The sequence below is a fragment of the Thiemannella venezuelensis genome (assembly GCF_014203605.1).
GTDB classification, from domain to species: domain Bacteria; phylum Actinomycetota; class Actinomycetes; order Streptosporangiales; family Streptosporangiaceae; genus Planomonospora_A; species Planomonospora_A venezuelensis.
Genome location: NZ_JACHJJ010000039.1, coordinates 8,713 through 32,729, shown reverse-complemented (window position 1 = coordinate 32,729; position 24,017 = coordinate 8,713). Strand labels below are relative to the sequence as shown.

Annotated in this window: 22 protein-coding genes; 14 read left to right on the top strand and 8 right to left on the bottom strand. The window is 73.4% G+C overall.

Annotated elements, in window-relative coordinates:
• Positions 1-13 precede the first annotated feature (13 nt).
• The 8 genes from FHS22_RS35095 (at position 14) to FHS22_RS35060 (ending at position 8,300) form a co-directional block, all read left to right on the top strand.
• A complete protein-coding gene (locus FHS22_RS35095; protein WP_338048100.1) occupies positions 14-1,168 on the top strand; it encodes a lactate 2-monooxygenase in 1,155 nt (384 codons plus the stop codon).
• A gap of 32 nt (positions 1,169-1,200) precedes the next feature.
• Positions 1,201-1,992: a class II aldolase/adducin family protein gene (locus FHS22_RS35090; RefSeq protein ID WP_184948511.1), complete on the top strand. Its 792-nt coding sequence runs from the start codon at positions 1,201-1,203 to the stop codon at positions 1,990-1,992.
• Positions 1,993-2,177: 185 nt separating this feature from the next.
• Positions 2,178-3,932, top strand: coding sequence for a sensor histidine kinase (locus FHS22_RS35085; protein WP_221474515.1), 1,755 nt, complete (start codon positions 2,178-2,180; stop codon positions 3,930-3,932).
• A 173-nt stretch (positions 3,933-4,105) separates the two neighbouring features.
• Entirely contained in the window at positions 4,106-5,035 is a 930-nt protein-coding gene (locus FHS22_RS35080; protein ID WP_184948510.1) for an ABC transporter ATP-binding protein, read from the top strand.
• 49 nt (positions 5,036-5,084) lie between these two features.
• Positions 5,085-5,873, top strand: a complete 789-nt coding sequence (locus tag FHS22_RS35075) for an ABC transporter permease (RefSeq protein WP_184948509.1) — start codon at positions 5,085-5,087, stop codon at positions 5,871-5,873.
• A 44-nt stretch (positions 5,874-5,917) separates the two neighbouring features.
• The gene (locus tag FHS22_RS35070) at positions 5,918-7,219 is read left to right on the top strand and encodes a sensor histidine kinase (RefSeq protein WP_184948508.1); all 1,302 of its coding nucleotides are present in this window, start codon (positions 5,918-5,920) and stop codon (positions 7,217-7,219) included.
• Complete coding sequence (locus FHS22_RS35065; RefSeq protein ID WP_184948507.1) at positions 7,216-7,902, top strand: response regulator; 687 nt, start codon at positions 7,216-7,218, stop codon at positions 7,900-7,902. Before FHS22_RS35070 ends, FHS22_RS35065 begins: the two co-directional genes overlap by 4 nt.
• Positions 7,903-7,937: 35 nt before the next feature.
• The gene (locus FHS22_RS35060) at positions 7,938-8,300 is read left to right on the top strand and encodes a VOC family protein (protein WP_184948506.1); all 363 of its coding nucleotides are present in this window, start codon (positions 7,938-7,940) and stop codon (positions 8,298-8,300) included.
• Positions 8,301-8,399: 99 nt separating this feature from the next.
• Here the strand turns inward: FHS22_RS35060 and FHS22_RS35055 are convergent, their stop codons facing one another.
• From FHS22_RS35055 to FHS22_RS37545, 5 genes are all read right to left on the bottom strand, one after another.
• Positions 8,400-9,611 (bottom strand): M20 family metallopeptidase, encoded by a 1,212-nt coding sequence (locus FHS22_RS35055; RefSeq protein WP_221474514.1) that lies wholly within the window; start codon positions 9,609-9,611, stop codon positions 8,400-8,402.
• Positions 9,601-11,019 carry an MFS transporter gene (locus tag FHS22_RS35050; protein WP_184948505.1) on the bottom strand — a complete coding sequence of 473 codons (1,419 nt, stop codon included), beginning with the start codon at positions 11,017-11,019 and terminating at the stop codon, positions 9,601-9,603. The genes FHS22_RS35055 and FHS22_RS35050 overlap by 11 nt, the downstream gene beginning before the upstream one ends.
• Before the next feature lie 120 nt (positions 11,020-11,139).
• On the bottom strand, positions 11,140-11,742 hold the full coding sequence (locus FHS22_RS35045) for a TetR/AcrR family transcriptional regulator (protein WP_184948504.1): 603 nt from the start codon (positions 11,740-11,742) through the stop codon (positions 11,140-11,142).
• 115 nt (positions 11,743-11,857) lie between these two features.
• A complete protein-coding gene (locus FHS22_RS35040; protein WP_184948503.1) occupies positions 11,858-12,760 on the bottom strand; it encodes a DMT family transporter in 903 nt (300 codons plus the stop codon).
• A gap of 339 nt (positions 12,761-13,099) precedes the next feature.
• Positions 13,100-13,492 carry a Uma2 family endonuclease gene (locus FHS22_RS37545; RefSeq protein WP_338048103.1) on the bottom strand — a complete coding sequence of 131 codons (393 nt, stop codon included), beginning with the start codon at positions 13,490-13,492 and terminating at the stop codon, positions 13,100-13,102.
• A gap of 528 nt (positions 13,493-14,020) precedes the next feature.
• On the opposite strand from FHS22_RS37545, the gene FHS22_RS35030 reads away from it, so the two are divergent.
• Entirely contained in the window at positions 14,021-14,944 is a 924-nt protein-coding gene (locus FHS22_RS35030; RefSeq protein WP_260408601.1) for a DMT family transporter, read from the top strand.
• Positions 14,945-15,041: 97 nt separating this feature from the next.
• Here FHS22_RS35030 and FHS22_RS35025 read toward each other — a convergent pair whose 3' ends face one another.
• Positions 15,042-16,286, bottom strand: coding sequence for an FAD-dependent monooxygenase (locus tag FHS22_RS35025; RefSeq protein WP_184948502.1), 1,245 nt, complete (start codon positions 16,284-16,286; stop codon positions 15,042-15,044).
• Positions 16,287-16,360: 74 nt separating this feature from the next.
• Here FHS22_RS35025 and FHS22_RS35020 point away from each other — a divergent pair, with 74 nt between their 5' ends.
• Entirely contained in the window at positions 16,361-16,972 is a 612-nt protein-coding gene (locus tag FHS22_RS35020) for a TetR/AcrR family transcriptional regulator (RefSeq protein WP_338048099.1), read from the top strand.
• Between the two features lie 59 nt (positions 16,973-17,031).
• On the opposite strand, the gene FHS22_RS35015 is transcribed toward FHS22_RS35020, so the two are convergent.
• Positions 17,032-18,522, bottom strand: a complete 1,491-nt coding sequence (locus FHS22_RS35015) for a DUF1349 domain-containing protein (RefSeq protein WP_184948501.1) — start codon at positions 18,520-18,522, stop codon at positions 17,032-17,034.
• An 85-nt stretch (positions 18,523-18,607) separates the two neighbouring features.
• On the opposite strand from FHS22_RS35015, the gene FHS22_RS35010 reads away from it, so the two are divergent.
• On the top strand, positions 18,608-19,765 hold the full coding sequence (locus tag FHS22_RS35010; RefSeq protein WP_338048098.1) for a sensor histidine kinase: 1,158 nt from the start codon (positions 18,608-18,610) through the stop codon (positions 19,763-19,765).
• Entirely contained in the window at positions 19,762-20,418 is a 657-nt protein-coding gene (locus FHS22_RS35005; RefSeq protein ID WP_184948499.1) for a response regulator transcription factor, read from the top strand. The genes FHS22_RS35010 and FHS22_RS35005 overlap by 4 nt, the downstream gene beginning before the upstream one ends.
• A gap of 102 nt (positions 20,419-20,520) precedes the next feature.
• On the opposite strand, the gene FHS22_RS35000 is transcribed toward FHS22_RS35005, so the two are convergent.
• Positions 20,521-21,129, bottom strand: coding sequence for a GNAT family N-acetyltransferase (locus FHS22_RS35000; protein ID WP_184948498.1), 609 nt, complete (start codon positions 21,127-21,129; stop codon positions 20,521-20,523).
• Between the two features lie 334 nt (positions 21,130-21,463).
• Here FHS22_RS35000 and FHS22_RS34995 point away from each other — a divergent pair, with 334 nt between their 5' ends.
• Together FHS22_RS34995 and FHS22_RS34990 are read left to right on the top strand one after the other, a co-directional pair.
• On the top strand, positions 21,464-22,678 hold the full coding sequence (locus tag FHS22_RS34995) for an acyl-CoA dehydrogenase family protein (RefSeq protein ID WP_184948497.1): 1,215 nt from the start codon (positions 21,464-21,466) through the stop codon (positions 22,676-22,678).
• Complete coding sequence (locus FHS22_RS34990) at positions 22,675-23,841, top strand: acyl-CoA dehydrogenase family protein (protein WP_184948496.1); 1,167 nt, start codon at positions 22,675-22,677, stop codon at positions 23,839-23,841. Before FHS22_RS34995 ends, FHS22_RS34990 begins: the two co-directional genes overlap by 4 nt.
• The last annotated feature ends 176 nt before the right edge of the window (positions 23,842-24,017 follow it).

The window sequence follows — 24,017 nt, the reverse complement described above, 5'->3', positions numbered from 1 at the left end:
CCACGCTGGACCGGTGGCATTCTCCGACTACCAGTACGAGATCTACCTCAACGGCCTGGCCGGCGTGCGCCCGCCGTACTCGGCCGACCTCGCCGAGCTGGAACGGGCCGCCCGGGAGCGGCTCGACCCCGGGGCCTACTGGTACGTGGCCGGTTCCGCGGGGACGGGCGCGACCGACCGGGCCAACCGGGAGGCCTTCGACCGGCGGCGGATCGTGCCGAGGATGCTGCGCGACGTCTCGGCCCGGGACCTGGGCACCGAGCTGTTCGGCAGGACCTACCCCGCGCCCGTCGCACTGGCACCGGTCGGCGTGCAGTCGATCGTGCACCCGCACGGTGAGCTGGCGACCTCCCGCGCCGCGGCCTCGCTCGGCCTGCCCATGGTGCTCAGCACCGCCTCCTCCCACACGATGGAGGAGGTCGCCGCGGCGGGCGGCCCCCGGTGGTACCAGCTGTACTGGCCGCACGACGACGAGGTCACCCTCAGCCTGCTGGAGGGCGCGCGCAAGAACGGCTACGACACCCTGGTGGTCACGCTCGACACCTGGACCCTGGCCTGGCGCCCCAACGACCTCGACCGCGCCTACCTGCCGTTCCTGCGCGGGACCGGGCTGGCGATCCCGCTGTCCGACCCGGTCTTCCGCTCACGGCTGGCACGGCCGGTCGAGGAGGACCTGGACGCGGCGATCATGCAGTGGGTGCCGATGTTCAACGGCCGCGCCCACACCTGGGACCAGCTCCCGCTGCTGCGCGAGAACTGGGACGGGCCGATCGTCCTGAAGGGCGTCCAGCACGTGGACGACGCCCGCCGCGCCGCCGACGCGGGCATGGACGGCGTCGTCGTCTCCAACCACGGCGGGCGCCAGGTCGACGGCGCGCTCGCCTCCCTCGACGCCCTCGCGCCGATCGCGGAGGCCGTCGGCGACCGGCTGACCGTGCTGTTCGACTCCGGCGTGCGGAGCGGGGCCGACGTCGTCAAGGCCCTCGCCCTCGGCGCGCGGGCCGTGCTGCTCGGCAGGCCGTACATGTGGGGCCTGGCGTGCGGCGGTGAGGACGGCGTGCGCCACGTGCTCCGCAGCCTCCTGGCCGAACTCGACCTCACCCTCGGCCTGGCGGGCCACCGCACGCCGGGCGGGCTCGACCCCTCGGTCCTGGTTCCGCAGTCCTGACCCCTTCCCCCGACCCTCTCCCTGGAGCGCGCATGAGCCTGTCCGACCTGCAGCCCGTCCCCGCCGACCGGCTCACCTTCCGGCTGCCGCAGAAGTTCGAGACCGTGCAGGAGGAGCGGCGGCACCGCCAGGAACGCCTGGTCGCCGCCCTGCGCCTGTTCGGCCGGTTCGGCTTCGAGGAGGGCGTGGCGGGCCACATCACCGCCCGCGACCCCGAGCACACCGACCACTTCTGGGTGAACCCGTTCGGCATGTCCTTCAAGCAGATCAAGGTCAGCGACCTGATCCTGGTCAACCACGAGGGCCAGGTGGTCGAGGGGCGCCACCACGTCAACCAGGCCGCCTTCGCCATCCACGCCATGGTCCACCAGGCCCGCCCCGACGCGGTCGCCGCCGCGCACTCGCACTCGGTGCACGGCAAGGCGCTGTCGTCGCTGGGCGCCCTGCTGGAGCCGCTCACCCAGGACGCGTGCGCGTTCTACGAGGACCACGGCCTGTTCGACGACTACACCGGCGTGGTCGTGGAGACCGAGGAGGGCCGCCGCATCGCCCGGGCCCTCGGCTCGCACAAGGCGGTCATCCTCCGCAACCACGGTCTGCTCACCGTCGGCGACAGCGTCGACGCCGCCGCCTGGTGGTTCATCACCATGGAGCGCAGCTGCCAGGCCCAGCTGCTGGCCAAGGCCGCCGGCCCCACCGTCCCGATCGACCACGAGAACGCCAAGCTCACCCACGGCCAGATCGGCAACGACTTCGTCGGCTGGATCAACTTCCAGCCCCTGTACGACCAGATCGTCGCCTCCGACCCCGACATGTTCGACTGAGCCCCGGCGCGCGCGGCCGGGCTCCCGCCGGTGCGGGGTTCCGGCGGCGCGGGGCTCCGGCGGTGCGGCGGGAGAGGCATCCCTCACTCCGCCCGGTCCGGGAAGGACGGATTCCGGTATCTTTCCTCAACGTGCCGAGCCCTCCGGTCCCGTCCGGGACCGTGCCGCCACCGGATGGGAGCGCGATGCCCGCTGACGAGACGGTGCCCGCCGACAGGAAGGCGTCCGCCGACGGGACGGTGCCCGCTGACAGGACGGTGCCCGCTGACGGGACGGCGTCCGCCGACGGGACGGCCGCTCCTGCTCCGGCGGAACCCCGGGTGGGCCGCTGGAGCGCGCAGGGCTGGTTCACCCTCGTGCTCATCGCCATGTCCCTCCTGCTCTGCGCGGCCGCCGTGCTGGGGGCGCTGGTCCTGCGCAACACCGCCGAGGTCTCCAACCACCTGGCCGACCGGATCTCCCCGGCCCGCACCGAGGGGGAACGGCTGGAGACGGCCCTGCTCAACCAGGAGTCCGGTGCGCAGAGCTTCGTCCTCACCGGCAAGGAGGAGTTCCTGAGGCCGTATGCGGAAGGCCGGCAGGCCGAGCTCCGGTCGGCGGAGCGCATCCGGGCGCTCATGCCGGAGGGGGAGACCGCCCGGGAACTGGACCGGCTGGAGCGTCTCGCCGAGGAGTGGCGGGTCCGGCACGCGGAGCCCATGATCGAGCTCACCCGGCGTGAGGGACCGGAGACGGTGGACCCGGGCCGGGCGGCGGAGAGCAAACGCGCCTTCGACGCGGTGCGGAGCGCGATGGAGGCCTACAACACCACCTGGACCCGGGAACGGGACAGGGCCCGCGCCGCCCTGGAGTCCGCCCGGGTGGGGCGGGACACCGCCTTCATCGCCATCCTCGCGGTCCTGCTGCTGGCCGTCCTGGTGATGGCGGTCCTGCTCCGGCTGGTGGTGTTCCGCCCGCTGGAGCGGCTGGCCGCCGCCTCGCGCCGGGTCACTGGCGGCGACTTCGAGTACCGCATCGACACCGGCGGCCCGGCCGACCTGGCCGAGCTCGCCCGCGACATGGAGGCGATGCGCGAGCGGATCGTCGCCGAGCTGGAGGAGACCCGCCGCTCCCAGCGGCTCCTGGCCGACCAGGCCACCGAGCTCAAGCGCTCGAACACCGAGCTGGAGCAGTTCGCCTACGTGGCCAGCCACGACCTGCAGGAGCCGCTGCGCAAGGTCGCCAGCTTCACCCAGATGCTGGAGCAGCGCTACGGCGACCAGCTCGACGACCGGGCCAAGCAGTACATCGCCTTCGCCGTGGACGGCGCCAAGCGCATGCAGGAGCTCATCAACGAGCTGCTCACCTTCTCCCGGGTCGGCCGGATCACCAGGGACCCGGTGGAGTTCGGCCTCGGCGGCGCGGTCGCGGCGGCCCTGCGGAACCTCTCGGCCGCGGTCGAGGACTCCGGGGCCGCGGTCGAGGTCGGGGAGCTGCCGGTGATGCGGGGGGACCGGTCGCAGTTCGTGATGCTCTGGCAGAACCTGATCGGCAACGCGATCAAGTTCCGCCGTCCCGACCGCGCGCCGGTGATCCGGATCGAGGCGCGGCGCGAGGGCCCGGAGTGGCACGTCACCGTGGCCGACAACGGCATCGGCATCGACGCCCGGTTCGCCGACAAGATCTTCGTCATCTTCCAGCGGCTGCACACCCGGGACGCCTACGCGGGGACGGGGATCGGCCTCGCGATCTGCCGGAAGATCGTCGAGTACCACCGCGGGCGGATCTGGCTCGACACCGGGTACACGGACGGGACCCGCTTCGTCATGGCGCTGCCCGCCGCGGACGGGGCGGAGACGGACGGGGCGGAGACGGGCGGGGCGGAGGCGGGCGGGGCGGAGACGGGCGGCCCGGCGCAGGACGCCCGGGGAGCGGAGGCCGTACGGCCGGGCGCGGGCTGACCCGGCCGGGTGCGATCCACCGATCGGTGGATCGAACCCGGCCGCTCGGCTGAGCCGGCGTCCCCACCGCCCGGCGGCCAGGTCCCGTCCGTCGGCCGATGTCGGAGGAAGTGCCGTCCGTAGGACGCTTGGTGCAGCCGAACAGCGGCGGCCGAGCCCGGAAGGACGCGCACATGCCAGCAGTGATCGAGGTACGCAACCTCCGCAAGCGCTACGACGACAAGATCGCGGTCGACGACGTCTCGCTCACCGTCCAGGAAGGCGAGATCTTCGGGATCCTCGGCCCGAACGGCGCCGGCAAGACGACGACCGTGGAGTGCATCGCGGGCCTGCGGACGCCGGACCGGGGTGAGATCACGGTGTGCGGGCTCGACCCCCGCCGGGACCGCGCCGGGCTGACCCGGCGGCTCGGCGTCCAGCTGCAGGCCGGCTGCCTCCCCGACCGGTTGCAGGTCGCCGAGGCCCTGGAGCTCTACAGCTCCTTCTACCCCGCCCCGGCCGACTGGCGCGCGCTGATGGACGACCTCGGCCTGGCGGCCAAGGCGAAGACCGCCTACGCCAAGCTGTCCGGCGGCCAGAAGCAGCGGCTTTCGATCGCGCTGGCGCTCGTCGGGGACCCCCGGGTGGCGATCCTCGACGAGCTCACCACCGGCCTCGACCCGCAGGCCCGGCGCGACACCTGGGCCCTCATCGAGGGCGTGCGCTCGCGCGGGGTGACGATCGTGCTGGTCACCCACTTCATGGAGGAGGCCGAGCGGCTGTGCGACCGGCTGGCGCTGATCGACGCCGGCCGCGTCGTCGCGGTGGACACCCCGGCCGGTCTGACCGAACGGGCCCGCATCGAGCAGCGGATCCGGTTCCGCCCGTCCAGGCCGCTGGACGACCACCTGCTGACGAGCCTGCCCGACGTCTCCGGCGTCACCCGCCGGGGCGAGTTCGTCATCGTCGACGGCAACGACAACGCGCTCAACGCCGTCACCACCGTACTGGCCCGCAACCGGATCGTGGCCGAACGGCTGCGCGTCGAGCAGGCCAGCCTGGAGGACGCGTTCGTCGAGCTGACCGGCAGACACCTCGACGCCGTGGGACCCGACGCGAAGTAGCACGACCACCGAGTCCGAGAGAAGCCCGAAAAGAGAGGGAGTCCTCCTCATGTCAACCCTGAACACCGCCACCGCGACCCCCTTCACCGCCGCGCACGGTTCGGCGACGTGGAGGCTCGTCAGGGCCGAGCTCACACTGAGCGTCCGCGACAAGGTCGGCCCCCTGTGGGGCGTCGGCTGCCCGCTGGTCGTGCTGGTCATCCTGGGCGGCGTCCCCGCCCTGCGGGAACCCGTGGCGACCGGCGGCGGCATGACGATCTTCGACCTCTACGTGCCCGTCCTGATCCTGTTCAACCTGGCCATCCTGGCGCTGACCGCCCTGCCGGCCACGCTGGCGGGCTACCGGGAGAACGGCGTGCTGCGGCGCATGCAGACCACGCCGGTCGGCCCGGCCCGCGTGCTCACCGCCCAGCTCGCGGCCAACTTCGCCACCGCGCTCGTGGCGATGGCCCTGTTCCTCGCGGTGGCCGGGCTCGGCTTCGGCGTGGACCTTCCGCAGAACCTCGCCGGTTTCGCGGTCGCCTGGCTGCTCGCGGCCGCCGCGCTCCTCTCGGTCGGCCTGCTCGTCACCGCGCTGGCGCCCGGCCGCGGCCCGGCCGCGGCGATCGGCACGGTGCTGTTCTTCCCGATGATGTTCTTCGCCGGGCTCTGGGTGCCGGTCGCGTACATGCCCCCGGTGCTGCAGACCATCAGCCACTACACGCCGCTCGGCGCGGGCATGCGGGCCTTCGAGGAGGCCTACCTGGGCCAGTTCCCGTCGGCCGTCCCGCTCCTGACCCTGGCGGCCTACGCGCTCGGGTGCGCGGTCGCCGCGGTCCGCTGGTTCCGTTGGCAATGAGCCCCCGCGAAGGGGAGGATCTCGAGCAGGCGGAGGAGGGAACCATGAGCGGTCGGACGTCGCCACCCGGGATCACGGCGCAGGAGAAGCCGCCGTTCCTTCTGGTCACCGCGGTGCCGTACACGTTGCTGGCCGGCCTCGCCGTCTTCACGGTGGCCGACGGGCGCTCGGCGGGCGGCTCCCTGCTCACCACCCTCGGCCTGTGCGGGGCGGCCGCGGCCTGGATGCTCGGCATGTTCACCCTGCGTCCCGCCTGGTGGGGCCGGCCGCGGATCATGGAGGTGTTCTTCGCCGGGCTCCTGGTGATCACGGCGGCTCTGGTGGTGCGGGATCCCGTGTTCGGGTTGCTCACCCCCGCCCCCTACATCTACGCCTTCACCGTCCTGCGCTGGCCGCGGCGCCTGGCGGCCGTGGCCGCCGTGGCGGTCGTGGCCGGTGTCGCCCAGTCCTCCAGCGTGGACGGGGCGACCTCGTCCGGGCTGATGCTGTCCCTGGTCATCATCGTCGCCAACGTCGTCCTCATGGGCGGCACCGCCTGGGTGCTCCGGTGCGCCGAGCAGGAGCAGGAGCAGCGCGAGCAGGCCCTCGAGGAACTGAGCCGGACGAACCGGCTGCTGGAGGCGACGCTCGCCGAGAACGCCGGCCTGCACGCCCAGCTGCTCGCCCAGGCCCGGGAGGCGGGGGTTCTCGACGAGCGCCAGCGGATGGCCCGCGAGATCCACGACACCCTGGCCCAGGGGCTCACCGGGATCATCGCGCAGTTGCAGGCGGCCGAGCAGATGCACGAGGTACCGACGCCGTGGGCCCGGCCCTTCGACGCGGTCAAGAAGCTGGCCAGGGAGAGCCTGGCCGAGGCCCGCCGCTCGGTCGACGCGCTGCGGCCCGGGTCGCTGGACGGCGCGCACCTGAGCGACGCGCTCGCCGACGTCGCCGACCGGTGGTCGAGGTTGCACGGGCCGGCCGTTCAGGTCACGACGACCGGCACGGTGCGGCCGATGACCCCGGAGGCCGAGTTCGCGCTGCTGCGCACCGCGCAGGAGGCGCTGGCCAACGTGGCCAAGCACGCGGGCGCGACCAGGGTCGGGGTGACGCTGTCCTACCTGGAGCACGAGGTGGCGCTGGACGTGCGTGATGACGGCAGGGGCTTCGCGCCTGCGGCCCTCGGAACCGGCACGCCCGCGGACGGCGGCCCGGAGCCGCCGTCCCGCGGCGGCGGGTTCGGCCTGACCATCATGCGGCAGCGCGTCGAAGGGCTGTCCGGTACGTTGCGGATCGAGTCCGAGCCCGGCGCCGGCACCGGGATCTCGGCCTGCATCCCCCTCCTGCCGGCGGGGAGCGGCACATGACCGATCACACGACCGGACCGGCGGACGAGCCCGCGGTCCGGCTGCTCATCGCGGACGACCACCCCATCGTCCGGGACGGGCTGAGCAGCATGTTCGCCGCCGCACCCGGATTCCAGGTGCTCGGCGAGGCCGCCGACGGCGCCGCAGCCGTACGGCTCGCCAAGGAGCTGCGGCCCGACGTGATCCTGATGGACCTGCGCATGCCCGGAATGGACGGGCTGACCGCGATCACCGAGCTGGCCAGGGCCGGCGTCACCGCGCGCGTGCTGGTGCTGACGACCTACGACACCGACACCCACGTCCTGCCGGCGATCGAGGCGGGCGCGACCGGCTACCTGCTCAAGGACTCCCCCCGGGAGGAGCTGCTGCGCGGCGCGCGGGCCGCCGCCAAGGGCGAGAGCGTGCTGTCACCCTCGGTGGCGGCCCGGCTGATGAAGCGGGTCAAGACCCCCGCCCCGCAGGTGCTCAGCCAGCGGGAACTCGAGGTCCTCCAGCTCATGGCGGCCGGGAACACCAACCGCGAGACGGCCGCCCGGCTGTTCATCACCGAGGCCACGGTCAAGAGCCACCTGCTGAACATCTACGCCAAGCTCGGCGTGAAGGACCGCGCCGCCGCCGTCACCGAGGCGTTCAACCGAGGACTGCTCGTCCCGCGAACGCCCGGATCCGCCTCCGGAACCTGACACTCGTTGACAGGTACGGGCGCGACGATGAGGACATGACCACCACTGCGAAGTTCCTCGCCGTCACCCTCGACTGCGCCGAGCCCAAGCGGCTCGCGGAGTTCTACGCGGCCGTGTTCGGCTACGAGGTCCAGTACGCCGAGGACGAGTACGCCGGCATCGGCGACGGCACCATGAGCATCTACTTCCAGAAGAACCCCGAGCGCAGGCCCGCCGCCTGGCCCGGTCCGGACAAGCAGTTCCACCTGGACGTGCGCGTCCCGGACGTGGAGACGGCGGTCAAGGAGTACCTGGAGCTCGGGGCGAGCAGGCCCGACTTCCAGCCCGGCGAGGGGAACTGGACCGTGCTCGCCGACCCCGAGGGCCACCTGTTCTGCGTCTGCCCGGCCCGCGACTGAGCGGGAGGCGTCCCCTGAGGCGGACCGGGGGAGGGGCGGAGGCCGCGGGAAGGGAGCGGGAACGGTCCGCTCCCTTCCCGGGATCCGGGCCGGCCGGGGTCAGCCGGTCGCGGCGGCCCGCCGCGCGGCCAGGGTCTCCGCCCGCCGGGCGCCGTCCAGGGCGAGGTCGACCGCGGTCCACGCCAGCGCGGTGGCCGCGTCGACCACGGCCTTGTCGGCCGCCGGGGTGGCCGCCGCCGCGGCGAAGGCGGGGGTGTGCGGCATGCTGAGCCCGGCCGGGTCGATGCCGATCACCGGGTGGATGCTCGGCAGGGCGTGGGAGACGTTGCCCATGTCCGTCGAGCCGCCCCGGAACTCGGGGGGCACCGGGAACGCCTCGCGTCCGGTCGCGGCGAGGTTGGCGGTGTAGGCGTCGGCCAGCCACGGGTGGTTGCGCATCTCGGCGTAGTCGGGGCTGACCCGGGTCATCTCCATGGCGGCCCCGGTGGCCAGCGCCCCCGCCGCGAAGCAGTCGCGCACCCGGGCCTCCAGCGCGTGCATGTCGGCCAGGGTGTCGGCCCGCAGGTAGTAGGCCAGCTTCGCGCGCGCGGGCACGATGTTCGGCCGCAGGCCGCCCTCCAGGACGATCCCGTGGAACTGGCCGCCGGGGACGATGTGCTGGCGGAGCAGGCCGAGGGCCGTCTGGGCGACGGTCACCGCGTCCAGGGCGTTGATCCCGGTGTGCGGGGCGACCGAGGCGTGCGCCTCCCGGCCCGTGTAGACGATCTCGAAGTGGCCGTTGGCCTTGGTGGAGACGCCTCCGGGCGTGCTCAGGTCCACCGGGGAGGGGTGGGCCATCATCGCCACCGTCACGTCGTCGAACGCGCCCCGGTCCAGCATGAGCTGCTTGCCGCCGCCGCTCTCCTCGGCCGGGGTGCCCAGCAGCTTCACGGTGATGCCCAGCTCGTCGGCCACCGAGGCCAGGGCCAGGGCCGCGCCGGCGCCGGAGGCGGCGATCACGTTGTGCCCGCAGGCGTGGCCGATCTCCGGCAGCGCGTCGTACTCGGCGCACAGGGCCACGACCAGGTCGCCGCTGCCGTACGTGGCGCTCAGCGCGGTCGGCAGGTCGCAGACGCCGCGCGCGACGTCGAACCCGGCCCGCTCCATGAAGGCGGCGACCTTCTCCGCCGACCGGTGCTCGTCGAAGGCGAGCTCCGGCTCGGCGTGGATGCTCCGGCTCAGCGCCACCAGCTCGTCGGAGGCGGCGGAGATCCGGGCCCGGGCGGCCCTCTTCGCGGCGGCGTTCTCGGGGGAGGCGTTCTCAGCGGACAACGGGGGACTCCTTGACGGGGGAGGGGACGGATCCGGCGGCGGGGGTGCGGCGGGCGACGGCCAGCAGGAACAGGACGGCGAGGACTGAGGCGGCGGCGCAGATCACCCAGACGGTCACGTACCCGCTCTCGGCCGGGCTGCTCCCGCCCGGGACGACCATCGTGGAGAGCACTCCGGCGAAGACCGCGCCGGAGACGCTGCCGCCGAGGGTCTTGAACGTGTTGTACATCCCGGTGGAGATCGCGATGTCGGTGATCGGCGCGCGCTCGGCGATCAGCGCGGGGATGGAGGCCAGCGCGACGCCGGTGCCGAGGGAGATGAGCGCGGTGGCGGCCAGGAACTGCGCCGGGCTCGCGTGCAGGACCGTGACGAGCAGGTAGCCCGCCGCGGTCAGGCCCAGCCCGAGCAGGAGCGTGGCGCCGTGCCCGATCCGGGTGCCGATCCCGGCCATCGTCGAGGCGCCGAGCATCGCGAACAGGCCGCTGGGGATCATCATCAGGGCCAGGGAGAGCGCGGCGAAGCCGAAGCCGTACCCGACCTTCTCCGGAACGCTCGCCATGAACGTGGCGGAGGCGGTCTGCGCGCCGAACATGGAGAAGCCGAGCATGAAACTGGCGACGTAGAGGCCGACGAGGCGCGGGCGGACGAGGTTGCGCACGTCCACCAGCGGGTGCTCGGCGCGCAGCTCGATCCAGACCCACAGGGCCAGCAGCGCGGCGGCGGCTCCGAGCAGCGGGACCGAGGCGCCGCTCAGTCCGAGCAGGAGCGTGACCAGGCCGAGGCTGAGCGCCGCGGCGCCCGCCCAGTCGATCGAGGCGACCGCCCGCTCGGTGCTCTCCGGCACCCAGAAGGCGACGACCACCACGCACAGGGCGGTCATCACGAGCGGGACGGTCAGTGTGAGGTGGATGTCCTTCAGCACGGTGTGCACCACCCCTCCGACGATCAGTCCGAGCGAGGTGCCGAGGGTGAGCGAGCCGACCAGCATGCCGATCGCCGAGCGCGCCCGCTCCGGCTCCAGGCGGCTGCGCACGATGCCGAACTCCAGCGGGAGCAGTCCCGCCATCGGGCCCATCAGCGCCCGGCCGACGAGCAGCAGCTCGAAGCTGGGCGCCCAGGCGACCAGGGCGGAGCCCGCCAGCAGGAAGAGCAGCGAGATCCGCAGCAGCCTGCGGTGGCCGTACATGTCGCCGAGGCGGGCGAAGACCGGCACGCAGATCGCGGCGGAGAGCAGCTGGACGGCGCTGACCCAGTGCAGGCTCGCGTTGGAGACGCCGTAGGCCTTGCCGATGGCGGGGGTGATCGGGAGCATCATGCCCTGGATCAGGCCGCTGGTGATCTCGACGAAGACGAGGAGCCCGACGACGGCGGACACCTTCACGGGGGGCGGGTTGAGGGGCTGGGTCATGTGCGCGCTCCGGATCCGGGCAGGCGCCGTCGGCCCTCCGGCTCGCGGAGGGCTCTCGCGCCGGTGGGGCGAGGGGGGAAGAACGCCGGGAGAGGGGTACGGCGGGGCGGGGAAGAGGGGTCAGGAGGGGGTACGGCGGGGCGGGCGGCCGTCGACGAGCAGGGCGACCAGCTTCCGGACGTCCTCCTCGGTGATCGGCTGGCGCCAGATGGCGCCCCGGTAGACCAGCAGGCCGGACATCACGTCGATCAGGTAGTCGACGTCGGTGTCCGGGGGCAGGTCCCCGGCGTCGACGAGACGCTGGAAGACCGCCCGCCCGGTGTCCCGGCGGCCCGACATGATCTGCGCCTGGAAGGCCTTCTGGCCCTCGGGATCGGCGTTCAGGTCGTTGCGCGCCCCGGTGAGGGCGGGGCCGTACCAGGGGTCGGTGAACGGCTCCACGATGAGGCGGATGTTGGCCGCGAGGTCGTCGCGAGGGGAGCCGGACTCGGGGATCTCCTCGATGCTGATCGGCCGGTAGAGGATCTCGGCGACCAGCTCGGCCTTGCTGGACCACCAGCGGTAGATGGTGGTCTTGCCGACCCCGGCGCGGGCCGCCACGCCCTCGATGGTCAGCCGGGCGTATCCGACCTCGGCGAGCAGCTCACGCGCGGCGGCCAGCACCGCGTCGTGAGCCTGCTCGCTCCGGGGCCTGCCGCGACGCCGGCGCTGCTCGTCCGTCATGGTCCAGAGAATCGGGCATCTCCGGCCGTTAATCAATAACGTGACGTTGCGTTTTGTTATCCCGTTAGCGGAACGTTATTCCAGCGCCGACCGTCCGGAGGCCTTTCCTCGCAGGTCAGACCGGATCCGCGGCCTCCTTTCCCGCACTCCGCGCGAGCAGGGCGACGGATGCGATCAGGAGGGCGGCGCCGCCCGCGGCGAGGGGGGCGAGCCGCTCGCCGAGCAGGAGCACGCCCAGAACCGCCGCACCGGCCGGTTCCACGAGTGCGATCACCGAGGCGGTGGTGGCCCGCACCCCGGCGAGCCCGGTGAAGAACAGCCCGTAGGCCAGCGCCGTCGGGACCGCGCCGAGGTAGGCGACGAGCGTCCAGGAGGCGAGCGGGTCGCCGGCCGGGAGCAGGCCCTGGGCCAGGGCCACCGGGAGCAGGCAGAGCCCGCCCACGGCGAAGCCGCCCAGCGCGGTGGTGTACGGCTCGGCGGGCGCGGCCCGGTTGAGCAGCGTCACGCCCGCGTAGCCGGTCGCCGAGACCAGCGCCCACCCGGTGCCGGCCGGGGAGAAGCCCCCCGGGCCGTCACCGAGGGTCAGCGCGGCCAGCCCGGCCAGGGCGAGCGCGAGGCAGCCCAGCCCGCCCGCGCCCGGCCGCTCGCGCAGGAACGCGGAGGATCCTGCGGCGACGAGCACGGGGGTGGCGCCGGTCGTGACCAGGGTGGCCACCGCCAGGCCGGACTCGGCGATCGCCGCGAAGTAGGCCGTCTGGTAGACGGCCATCGCCGTACCCGTCACCAGGACGCGCCCGGACCCGGAGGTCCGTCCGGAGCCGGAGGGCCGCACGGGGCGGAGGAGGCGCAGGGCCAGCAGGAGGACGGCCGCCCCGGCGGCGAACCGCCAGAACGAGACCGCGACGGGGCCGAGCCCGCCGGCCCGGTGGAGCAGTGCGGCGGCGGCGCCGCCGGTGCCCCAGGCGGTGGCCGCGACGCAGACGTACAGCAGGCCCCGCCGTACGGAGACACGGGTCATGGAGATCTCTCCAGGGGAAGTGGTCGTCGATGTCCGCGCGGATGCGGGCAGCGACCACCCACCGGGCCGCTCGGACCCGGTCACACAGGAGAGATGCCGCCCGCTAGCGGGCGGGCGGCGGGGACACGGTGAACGGCGTCATGCGCCGACCGTAACGGAGCGTCCGTCCCCCGATCCACCGCTTATCCGGCTCCCGGCTCCGGTTTCCGCGATCCCGTACCGTCGCCTTCCGCGGCCGGGCATTCCCGGCCGCGGAAGGGCCCGCCGGGATCAGCCTGATGGGGCAGGTGACGCTGGTGCCGCCGATGTCAGAACGACCGGCTTGCGTGATCGATTCGCTCAGAACTGCAGTTCGGTCCAGTCGATCGTCAGGGGAATCGGGTTGCTGACGGCGGGGGCTTCACCGGGCTCGTCCTTCATGAAGGTGCCGATGTGTTTGTAGAGCATCGCCGCCGGGTCCAGCCGGTAGCGCTCGATGGTCGACACTCCGGTGCGGTCGAGCCGGACGATCCGGTAATGCGGAATACCGGCCTTGGCGTACTCTCCGAGCTTGTCGGTCGTGTCCTGGGTCTCCGATCCCGGAGATACGATCTCCACGACCAGCAGGGCGTGCTCGGCGCGGAGCCGCTCACCCCGCTCGCGATCCAGGCACCGGTAGAGCGCGACATCGGGTCTGCGGTTGAGTAACGGCAGATCCCGCAGCCGCAGATCCACGTCGTTGTTGACGGTGATGCACTCGTGCTCTTGCTCATCGCGGCGCGCGCGTGCCGCTCCAGCAGGTTGGCGAGCCGCCGTCCGGCGATCTGGTGATCAGGCGTGGGTGCCGCGCAGTAGACCACGTAGCCGTCGACGATCTCGATGGCTCTGGCGATATCCTCGGCAAGCGCGTCGTACTCCTCGGCGGTGACGCGGGCGGGCTGAGGACGGATGCTGAGAAGCCAACTGTCATCGGGCGGAGCGGTCATCCGGCGTCTCCTCGTCACTGTCGGCTCGACGTGCCAAGCCTACGGCCTACCCTGCCGACGTACCGGACCGCCGGGGCCGGGCTTGTTCGGAAACGACCGCATCGCTGATGACATCGCTTCTGCCTCCGGCTCAACTCGGAGGTCCGACACTTCCGTGGCCCCGCCGCGATGGAAGATCTCCTGATCGTTACGGGAGCGGTGCGACCGCAGCCGGTCGGCTGCAGGCGGCCTGAGCCTGAGATGCGGCCGATCGGGCCTGAACGCGGCTATCCACCCGCGCGGCACCCTAAGCTGGATGGATGACCCGAGTATCGCTTTTCTCCCCATGCGCGGCTCCCCTTGGCGGGTGGCGATGACCTGGGTCGGCATTTCGATCGCTCTCGTCGGCGCGCTCGGCTACGCCCTGGGCGCCGCACTCCAGCAGTTCGAGGCGGTCTCCGAGGGCGCCTCCCTCAAGCTGATGAAACGTCCCCGCTGGTGGTTGGGCGGCATCATCGGGTTCACCGGAGCCTCCCTGCACGCGGTCGCGCTCAGCCTCGCGCCGCTGGTCGCGGTACAGCCGATCAGTGTGGCCACGCTGGTGTTCGCGGTGCCGTTCGCGGCGATGCTGCACGGCAGGAAGCCGCACCGGGGAGAGATCTTCGGATCGATCGCGGTGGCCGTGGGCCTGCTCGGGCTGCTGCTGCTGGTCCCCACCCACTCGGTGACGCCGCACATGACCGGCCAGGAGGCGTTCGGCTTCCTCGGCTGCGTCGGGGTGGTCGTGCTCCTGTCCCACCTGGCCGCGCGGAAGGCCACGGGCCCGGCCAAGGCGCTGATGCTCTCGGTCGCCGCGGGCGCGATGACGGCCAGCGTGTCGACGTTCGTCCGGGTGGTGGGCGGCAACTTCGGCGGTGACTGGGCCAAGCTGCTGAGCTGGTTCACCCTCGCCGTCCCCATCCTGCTCATCTGCGCCACCGTGCTGCTGCAGAAGTCCTACGAGGTGGGATATTTCGGCATCGCCTACGCCGGGGTCCAGGTGTTCGACCCGATCACCTCGATCCTCGCCGGGGCCCTCCTGCTCGACGAGGCCGTGCCCTCCGGCTGGGCGAACGTGATCCCCGCGCTCCTCGCGGCCGCGCTCATGGTCTGGGGCACCCTCACACTCGGGCGGCTCGCTCCCGACCACGGCACCCGCGCCGTCCCGGCGACCCCGGCGCCGGTCTCCGTCACGCCGTAGTCCCCGATCGCGCCGTAGTCCCCGATCGCGCCGCAGCCCTCACCGTCCGGAGCGCGGCCGTGCCCCGGACGGCCGTGCTCCGGGGCGCGATCCGGAGTCACGCCGCCGGCGGGCGCCAGCCGAAGATCTCGTCCGCCGAGCCGGCCACCCCGCGGGGGGCGAGCCGCGAGGCGAGCGCCATCGCGGTGTCGCGCAGCCGTACGGCCAGCGGGTTGCGGATCTTCGTGGCCCGGCAGATCGTCGCGGAGCGGGTCACGATCTTCGAGGTCCGCGCCAGCCGGGCGGCGGTGTACCCGGCCAGCCGGGCGGCGACGTCACCCGCCGGGCCCTCGCCCGCCCCGGCCACGTGGGCGAGCACCACCGCGTCCTCGATCGCCTGGCAGGCGCCCTGGCCCAGGTTGGGGGTCATGGCGTGGGCCGCGTCGCCCAGCAGGGCGACCCTGCCCCGGTGCATCGCGGGCAGCGGGACCGCCAGGTAGTGCACGTCGTTGCGGAGCACGTTCTCCGGTGAGGCCGCGGCGAGCAGCGCCGGGATCGGGTCGTGCCACGCGGAGAACAGGCGGCGCAGCTCCGCCAGTTGGTCGCCGCCCCCGCCGCCGGCCGGCGTCACGTCGGTGGCGTAGCAGTAGGTCAGGCCCCCGGCCAGCGGCATGATCCCGAAGACCCGGCCCGCGCCCCAGCTCTCGGAGGCCTGGCCGGGGACACCCTCGGCGGGGACGAGCACCCGCCAGCTCGTGGTCCCCGAGTAGACGGGGCCGGGGTGACCGGGGAAGAGCGCGGCCCTGATCGGGGAGTGGATGCCGTCGGCGGCGACCACCAGGTCGGCCTCCAGCCGGGCCGCTCCGCCGCCGCCCGCGTCGTCCGGCCCGGTGCCCGCCGTGCCGCCCGAGGCGGTGGCCGCAGCTCCGGCCGCAGCTCCGGCCGGGGCGAGGAGGACCCGGCCGGTCTCCGGGTCCACGCCCGTCACCGTGGTGTTCAGCCGGACGGTGCCGGGGGCCAGCCGTGCGACGAGGGCGTCGACCAGGTCCGCGCGGCGCAGCAGGATCACCGAGTCGCCGCCGTGCCGGGCGGCGACGGCCTCCGCGCTGGTCCTCGCCAGCCACCGGCCGCCCGCGCTCCGCACGCCGCCGTCCCCCTGGACCGCCGAGAGCTTGCGGATCTCGTCGCCCACGCCGATCGTGTCCAGCGCCTTGAGCGCGTTGGCCGCGACGCCCAGTCCGGAGCCGACCGGCTCCAGCGAGGCCGCGCGCTCCAGCACCGTCACCTTCCAGCCGCGCCGCTGCAACGCGACCGCCGCGGTCAGCCCGCCGATCCCGGCTCCGACCACCACTGCCTCTGCCATGGCCCTCTCCTCACTACGGATGTAGTCAGACGCTACTACTCCTGTAGTTAAACTACAAATGTAGTATCGGAGGGGTGAAGCCCCAACGCGCGGAACTCGTCGCCGACGCCGCCATCACGCTGCTGGCCGAGCGCGGCATGCGCGGCCTGACCCACCGGGCGGTCGACGAGGCGGCGGGCCTGCCGCCCGGCTCGACCTCCAACCTGGCGCGCACCCGCTCGGCGCTGCTGGAGCTGGCCCTCGCCCGGCTCACGGAGCTGGAGGCGCGGCAGTTCGCACCCCTGCTGGAGACCGCAACGGCGGGGTCGCCCGGCGAGGGCCGCGGAGACGCGCCGGGGCCGCCGGGCGGCGGTGCGGAGACGCTCACGGAGCTGATGGCCCAGGCGCTGTGGGCGCAGCTCACCGCCGGCCGGCGCCGTACGGTCGCCCGCTACGAGCTCGCCCTGGAGGCCACCCGCCGCCCCGAGCTGCGCGCGATCTACGACCGGGCGGGGGCGGGCTTCCGCGAGCCCGCCGCCGTCTTCCTCGCGGCCGCGGGCTCCTCCGACCCGGTACGGCACGGCCGCCAGCTGGTCGCCTTCGGCGAGGGCGTGATGTTCGACGCGATCGCCGGGGCCGGGACCGAGCCGACCCTCGACGACCTCCGCCTCGGCCTGCGGGAACTGCTGCGGGGAATGATCCCCTGACCTCTTCCCGGCCCGGACGCCCGCGCCCCGCCCGGCGGGACGGCGCTCCGGCCGGCGCGCTACCGCCGGTCCGCGGGCCGGTCGGCCGGCGTGCGGGTCACGGCAGGCCACAGCACCGCCAGCGTGTACGCGCACAGCACGGCGAAGCCGGCCCAGCCGGGGAGCGGGAAGTACCCGGCGGACGGCGCGTAGTGGGCGATCACCTGCGGATACTCCACCGCCGTCTGCTGGACGGCGAAGCCCGCGGCCGGGGTGAGCCGCAGCAGCCACTGCGACACGGCGTCGGGCAGCAGCGGCACCGCGGTCACCGCGTAGGGCACGGCGACGAGCGCCAGCGCGAGGAGGGCCGCCACCGGGCCGCGCCGCGTCAGCAGGCCGAGCCCGTACGCCAGGAGGGCGCAGAGCGCGAGCACCGCCGCGACCCCGATGACGACCCGGGCGCCGGTCGGCGGGGAGACCTGCTGCACGGGGACGCCTTTGCCGCTCAGGATCGCGAGACCGGCCGGCAGGGCCACGCAGGCGGCTGCGAGCACGGTGGCGAAGGTGGCGGCGCCGAGCGCCGCGGCCCGGGCGGCCAGGACCCCGCGGGTCTCCGGCCCGTCCGGCCGCGCGCCGAACCGGGCGGCCAGGACGAGGACGATGATCAGCGCGATCAGCAGGCCGGACAGCGTCCTCTCGGCGCTGAAGGCTCCCTCGCCCCCGCCCGGGCCGATGTCGCCGGTCCCGCTCACGGTGATGACGCCGTCCTTCTCGACCGCGCCGGAGGCGTTGTGGTGCTTCTCCCAGTCGGTGTGGTTCATCCCGCCTCCGACGGCCTCGCTGCGCCACGAGCCGCCCGGCGAGCCCTCCACGGTGACGTGGTCGAAGACTCCGGTGGCCTGTGTGAAGCGGACCTGCTCGACCGTTCCGCCCAGGCCGACCTCCCGCAGCGTGAGGTCGCCGGGGGAGGCGGCGAACAGCCCGACCCGCACGGTCTCCGGGAGGCCTGCCAGCCGCACCGTCCCGACGGTGCGCCAGGTCCGGCCGTCGGCGGACTCCGAACCGGTGACGGTGTCGCCGGACCGCGCCAGGCGCAGCCAGCGCGGGGACCGCGGGGAGAGCCCGCCCGGGCTCCCGGCGATGTCGTGCCGGTAGTCGTGCTGCATCCGCACGCCGTGCTCGCCGGTCATCATGAGCGCCGCGTAGGAGGAACCCGGCCGGACGCCGTCCTTGACGATGATCCCGGCCTTCGCCCACGGCACCAGGCCGGGGACGATGCGGTCGTGGTGGGGCGGAGGGTAGGTGATCGTGCCGGACATCGAGGTCATCCGGACGGTGATGACGCCGTCCGGGCCGAGGCCGCGGTGCAGGAACCAGAAGTGGTCGCCGACGGCCGAGCCGTCCGCGGCGACCGGAGCGGCCGGGCAGGGCCCGTCGCAGGACACCTGGCTGCCGAAGGCGTGGAGCAGGCCGGAGGCGATCACGGCGAGGGCCGCCGCCGCCAGGGCGATCAGCCGGCCGGGGCGGCGGAAGGCCGTCCATTCCCGGCGGAGGAGTTCTCTGGTCAACATGGAGCCGTTCTACGGACGCGGGCCTGACACGGCCCGAACCGCACCCGTCACACCGCTGTTAGGCCCGGCCGGGCATGCTGGAGATGTGATCAGACTGCGCAACGGGACCGTGGAGCTCCGGTTCACGGTCCTGTACGCCGGGGTGTTCCTCGTGTCCGGGATCGGGCTGCTGGCGCTCACCGTCCTGCTCTCCGGCGAGACGACGGTCAGCGCCCCCTGGAGCGGGAACCGGCCGGCCGCCGGCGGCCTGGCCGAGGCGCACCAGCACATCCGCCGGTTGCAGGAGCAACTGGCCGAGGTGAACGCGCAGCGGTCGCGGCAACTGCTGGTCGGTTCCCTGCTCGCGCTGACGGTGATGGCGGTCGTCTCGCTCCTGGTCGGGCGGGCGCTCGCCCGCCGGGTGCTGCGCCCGCTGCGGTCGATCACCGCGGCGACCCGGCGGATCTCCGCCGACAGCCTGGACCGGAGGCTCGACGTCCGCGGCCCGGCGGACGAGGTGAAGGACCTCGCCGACACCATCGACGGCCTGCTGGAGCGGCTGGAGGCGTCGTTCGCCGCCCAGCGCCGGTTCGTCGCCGACGCCTCGCACGAACTGCGGACCCCGCTGGCGACCATGCGGGCGTCCGTGGACGTCGCGGTGGCCAAGCCCGGCGCGGCGCGGCAGACGCTCGTCCTGGGCGGCCGGCTGCGCGTGCAGCTGGACCTGATGGACCGGCTGCTCGACGGCTTCCTCGTGCTGGCCCGGGCCCAGCACGGCGCCCTGACGGGCGTCGCCGACGTCGACGTGGACGGTCTCGTCGTGCGGGCGATGGCCGGCCGCACCGCGGAGATCGCGGCGAAGCGGCTGCGCGTGACCGAGGAGCTGCGCGCCGGTACGGGGGTCCGGGGTGACGCCGCCCTGCTCGCCCGGATGGTGGAGAACGTGATCGACAACGCCGTGACGCACAACGAGGAGGACGGCTTCGTCCGCGTCGAGACCCACCGGGAGGGCCCCGGGGTCCGGCTCGTCGTGCAGACCGGCGGAGGCGTGCTCGACCAGCGGGACGTGGACCGGCTCGCACGGCCCTTCGCGCGGCTCGGCGCGGACCGCACCGGGGCGGGCGACGGCTCGGGTCTCGGACTGTCCATCGTGGCGGCGATCGCGGCGGCCCACGGCGGACGGCTCGACCTGCTCGCCCGGCCGGAGGGCGGCCTGCGGGTCTCCGTCGCGCTGCCGTCCGTCCCGGCCGGGGTGAGGGCGTGAGAATCCTGGTCGTCGAAGACGCGCGGCCCCTCGCCGAGGTCGTCGCCGAGGGACTGCGCGACCAGGGGATGGCCGTCGACCTCGCGTACGACGGGCTGAGCGCCGCCGCCAAGCTCGACCTCGCGGCGTACGACGTGGTGGTCCTGGACCGCGACCTGCCGGGCCTGCACGGCGACACGCTGTGCCAGGCGATCACCGAACGGCGTGACCGCCCGATGGTGCTGATGCTGACCGCGGCCGGCGCGCCCGGCGACCGCGTCAGCGGGCTGACCCTCGGGGCGGACGACTACCTCGCCAAGCCGTTCCACTTCCCGGAGCTGGTCCTGCGCATCCAGGCGCTGGCCCGACGCAGGCCGGACGCGCGCCCCCGGACCCTGCGCGCGGCCGGGATCGAGCTGGACCCGGTGCGCCGGACCGCGGTGCGCGACGGCCGGCGGCTGAGCCTCTCGGTGAAGGAGTTCGCCCTGCTGCAGGAGCTGATGCGGGCGAGTCCCGGCTTCCTCAGCGCGGAGGCTCTGCTGGAGCGGGTCTGGGACGAGAACGCCGACCCGTTCACCAACACGGTGACCGTGACGATCGGGCGGCTTCGCCGCAAGCTCGGCGGACCACCGGTCATCACGACGGCACCCGGCGTGGGGTACCGGCTCGCCTGATCCCGGCGCGCCGGGCGATCCGGCCGCCCGGCCGTGAGCGGCCGCCGGAACCGCGCGGACCCGGGCGGGAGGCCGGGAGGGGCGCCCCGGCCGGGAGACGGGTCAGACGGCCGCCGGGACCTCGCCCACGGCGAGGCGGGCGGCCAGCCGGGCGCGGTGGGCGGGCCACTCCTCGTCCAGGACGCTGAAGTAGACGGTGTCGCGCCAGCTGCCGTCCGGCCGGCGGCGGTGGCGGCGCAGGGTGCCCTCGTAGACGCAGCCGATGCGCCGGATGGCGGCCTGGGAGCGGGTGTTGAGGTGGTCGGTCTTGAGCTGGACCCGGTTGAACCCGAGCCCGAGGGCGTGGTCGATCAGGAGGATCTTGCACTCGGTGTTCACGGCGGTGCGCCAGACGGCCCTGCCGTACCAGGTCCAGCCGATCTCGACGCTCTCGTCGAAGCCCGGGACGTCGATGTAGGTCGTCCAGCCGACCGCCCGGCCGGTCTCCTTCAGGATCACCGCGAACGGGACGTGCCGGTCGTCCTCGATCAGGTGGCGCGCGATCGCGGCCAGCTCCGCCTCGGTCTCCGGCACCGGGACGCCGAGCCAGCGCCACACCTCCGCGTCGCCGCCGCCGGCCGCGAACAGGTCGGGCAGGTGGCCGGAGGCGAGCGGCTCCAGCCGTACGGCGCGGCTTTCGAGGGTCGTGGGAGAGGGCATGTTCGCGGTCATGCGGCCGACCCTAGGGGGAGCCCGGACCGGCGAGTAGGTCCACTCGGGGCTTTTTTCCCGGTACCACCTGGGAGCCGGAGCGACGTGCCGGGATGCCTCCCGAGCATTGTTCTGTTTGAATGGATGGACGGTCGACAGTCATACCGTCCGGTCGGTACGCTTCGATGAGACGCGAGGAGGACCCATGACCCTCCGCTCCCTGACGGGAACGGCTCCCCGCCCCCTTCGCCGGGAGGCGGGTGACGGCCGGGTCTTGACCGTTCCGAGCACGTGAGCCACAACCAGGAAGCGTTTCCCTGCCGGCGCGTCCGGCGTTCCCCTCTCTAGGAGGATCATGGATTTCGGGTTCGACGCCAGAACCGAGGAGCTGCGGGAACGGCTGCTCGGCTTCATGGATGAATGCGTGTATCCGGCGGAGGATGCCTTCGAGGCCCAGGCGGCCGAGAGCGGCTGGGCCGCCCCGCCCCTGCTGGAGGACCTCAAGGGCGAGGCGCGCAGCCGCGGCCTGTGGAACCTCTTCCTCCCGGGCGAGCACGGCGCCGGGCTGAGCAACCTGCAGTACGCCCCGCTGGCCGAGATCATGGGGCGCTCGCCCATGATCGCGCCGGCCGCGACCAACTGCGCCGCCCCGGACACCGGGAACATGGAGGTCCTGGCCCAGTTCGGCAACGAGTGGCAGCGCAAGGAGTGGCTGGAGCCGCTGCTGCGCGGGGAGATCCGCTCGGCGTTCGCGATGACCGAGCCGGAGGTCGCCTCCTCCGACGCCACGAACATCTCGCTGTCGATCGTGCGCGACGGCGGCGAGTACGTGATCAACGGGCGCAAGTGGTTCGCCACCGGCGCGATGAACCCCAACTGCGCGATCTTCATCGTGATGGGCAAGACCGATCCCGAGGCGGCCTCGCACCGGCAGCAGTCCATGGTCCTGGTCCCGCGGGACACCCCGGGCCTGGACGTGCGGCGCGGCATGCGCCTGTTCGGCTACACCGACTCCGACCACGGCGGCCACGCGGAGATCGTGTTCACCGACGTCCGGGTGCCGGTGGAGAACCTGATCGGCGAGGAGGGCGGCGGCTTCGCGATCGCCCAGGCCCGCCTGGGACCCGGCCGCATCCACCACTGCATGCGGCTGATCGGGATGGCCGAGCGGGCCGTCGAGCTGATGTGCACGCGGACCCTGGCCCGGACCGCGTTCGGCAGGCCCATCGCGCAGCAGGGCGTCGTCCAGGACTGGATCGCCGAGTCGCGGGTGCGGATCGAGCAGCTCCGGCTCCTGGTGCTGAAGACCGCCTGGCTGATGGACACCGTCGGCAACCGCGGCGCCCACACCGAGATCCAGGCCATCAAGATCGCCACTCCCCGGGAGGTGGAGTGGATCCTCGACAAGGCGATCCAGGCGCACGGCGCCGGCGGCGTCAGCCAGGACTTCCCGCTGGCGGCCCTGTGGGCGGGGGCCAGGTCGCTGCGCCTGGCCGACGGCCCTGACGAGGTCCACAAGCGCTCCCTTGCCTACCGCGAGCTGAAGAAGTACATGGGGGACCGTTCATGACAGGCGACGACGTCGCAACCCTGGCCAGGGAGTTCCTGGCCGCGCACGATCCGGCCGACCGGGCGGCGTTCCTGCGGGCCCGGTTCGACGCCGGGCTGGCGTGGGTGCACTTCCCTGAGGGCCTGGGCGGCCTCGGGGCGCCCCGCGAGCTGCAGCTGGTCGTCGAGCGCGAGCTCGCCGGGACTCCGCAGCTCGACACCGGGGTCCAGGCGATCGGCCTGGGCATGGCGGCCCCGACGATCCTGGCGTTCGGCACCGAGGAGCAGAAGAAGCGCTTCCTGCGCCCGCTCTGGACGGGCGAGGAGATCTGGTGCCAGCTCTTCAGCGAGCCCGGCGCCGGATCCGACCTGGCGACCCTCGCCACCCGCGCGGTCCGCGACGGCGACGAGTGGGTCGTGGACGGGCAGAAGGTGTGGACCTCCGGCGCCCACCACGCCCGGTGGGCGATCCTGGTGGCCAGGACCGACGCGGACGTGCCCAAGCACCGGGGGCTCACCTACTTCGTGTGCGACATGCACGCGCCGGGCGTCGAGGTCCGGCCGCTCCGGCAGATCACCGGCGAGGCCGAGTTCAACGAGGTCTTCCTGACCGGCGTGCGGCTCGGCGACGACCTGCGGCTGGGCGAGGTGGGCGACGGCTGGCGGGTCGCGCAGATGACGCTGATGAACGAGCGGGTCGCGATCGGCGGCGCTCCGGTACGGCGCGGCGGCGGCATGATCGGCCTGGTGACCGAGACCTGGCGCTCCCGGCCCGAGCTGCGCACCCACGACCTGCACCAGCGGCTGCTGAAGCTCTGGGTGGAGTCGGAGGTGACCCGGCTGGCCGGGCAGCGCCTGCGCGAGCAGCTCTCGGTCGGGCAGCCGGGGCCGGAGGGGTCGGGCATGAAGCTCTCCTTCGCCTCGCTCAACCAGGCGCTGTCCGGGCTGGACGTGGAGCTGCGCGGCGAGGAGGGGCTGGAGTACGACGACTGGTCGTTCCGCCGCTCCGACAGCGTGGACTTCTTCGGCCGCGGCGCCGGCTACCGCTACCTGCGCGCCAAGGGGAACTCGATCGAGGGCGGCACCTCGGAGATCCTGCGCAACATCGTCGCCGAGCGCGTGCTCGGCCTGCCGTCCGAGCCCCGCGTCGACAAGGACGTGCCCTGGAAGGACCTGCCCCGATGACATGGAGCGAGTCCGACGGGGTGAGCGGAGTGGAGCGCGAGGGACGAGTGCTCCGCGCAGCGAATGAGGAGCGGTGAGCGACCGATGACATGGAGCGAGTCCGACGGGGTGAGCGGAGTGGAGCGCGAGGGACGAGTGCTCCGCGCAGCGAATGAGGAGCGGTGAGCGACCGATGA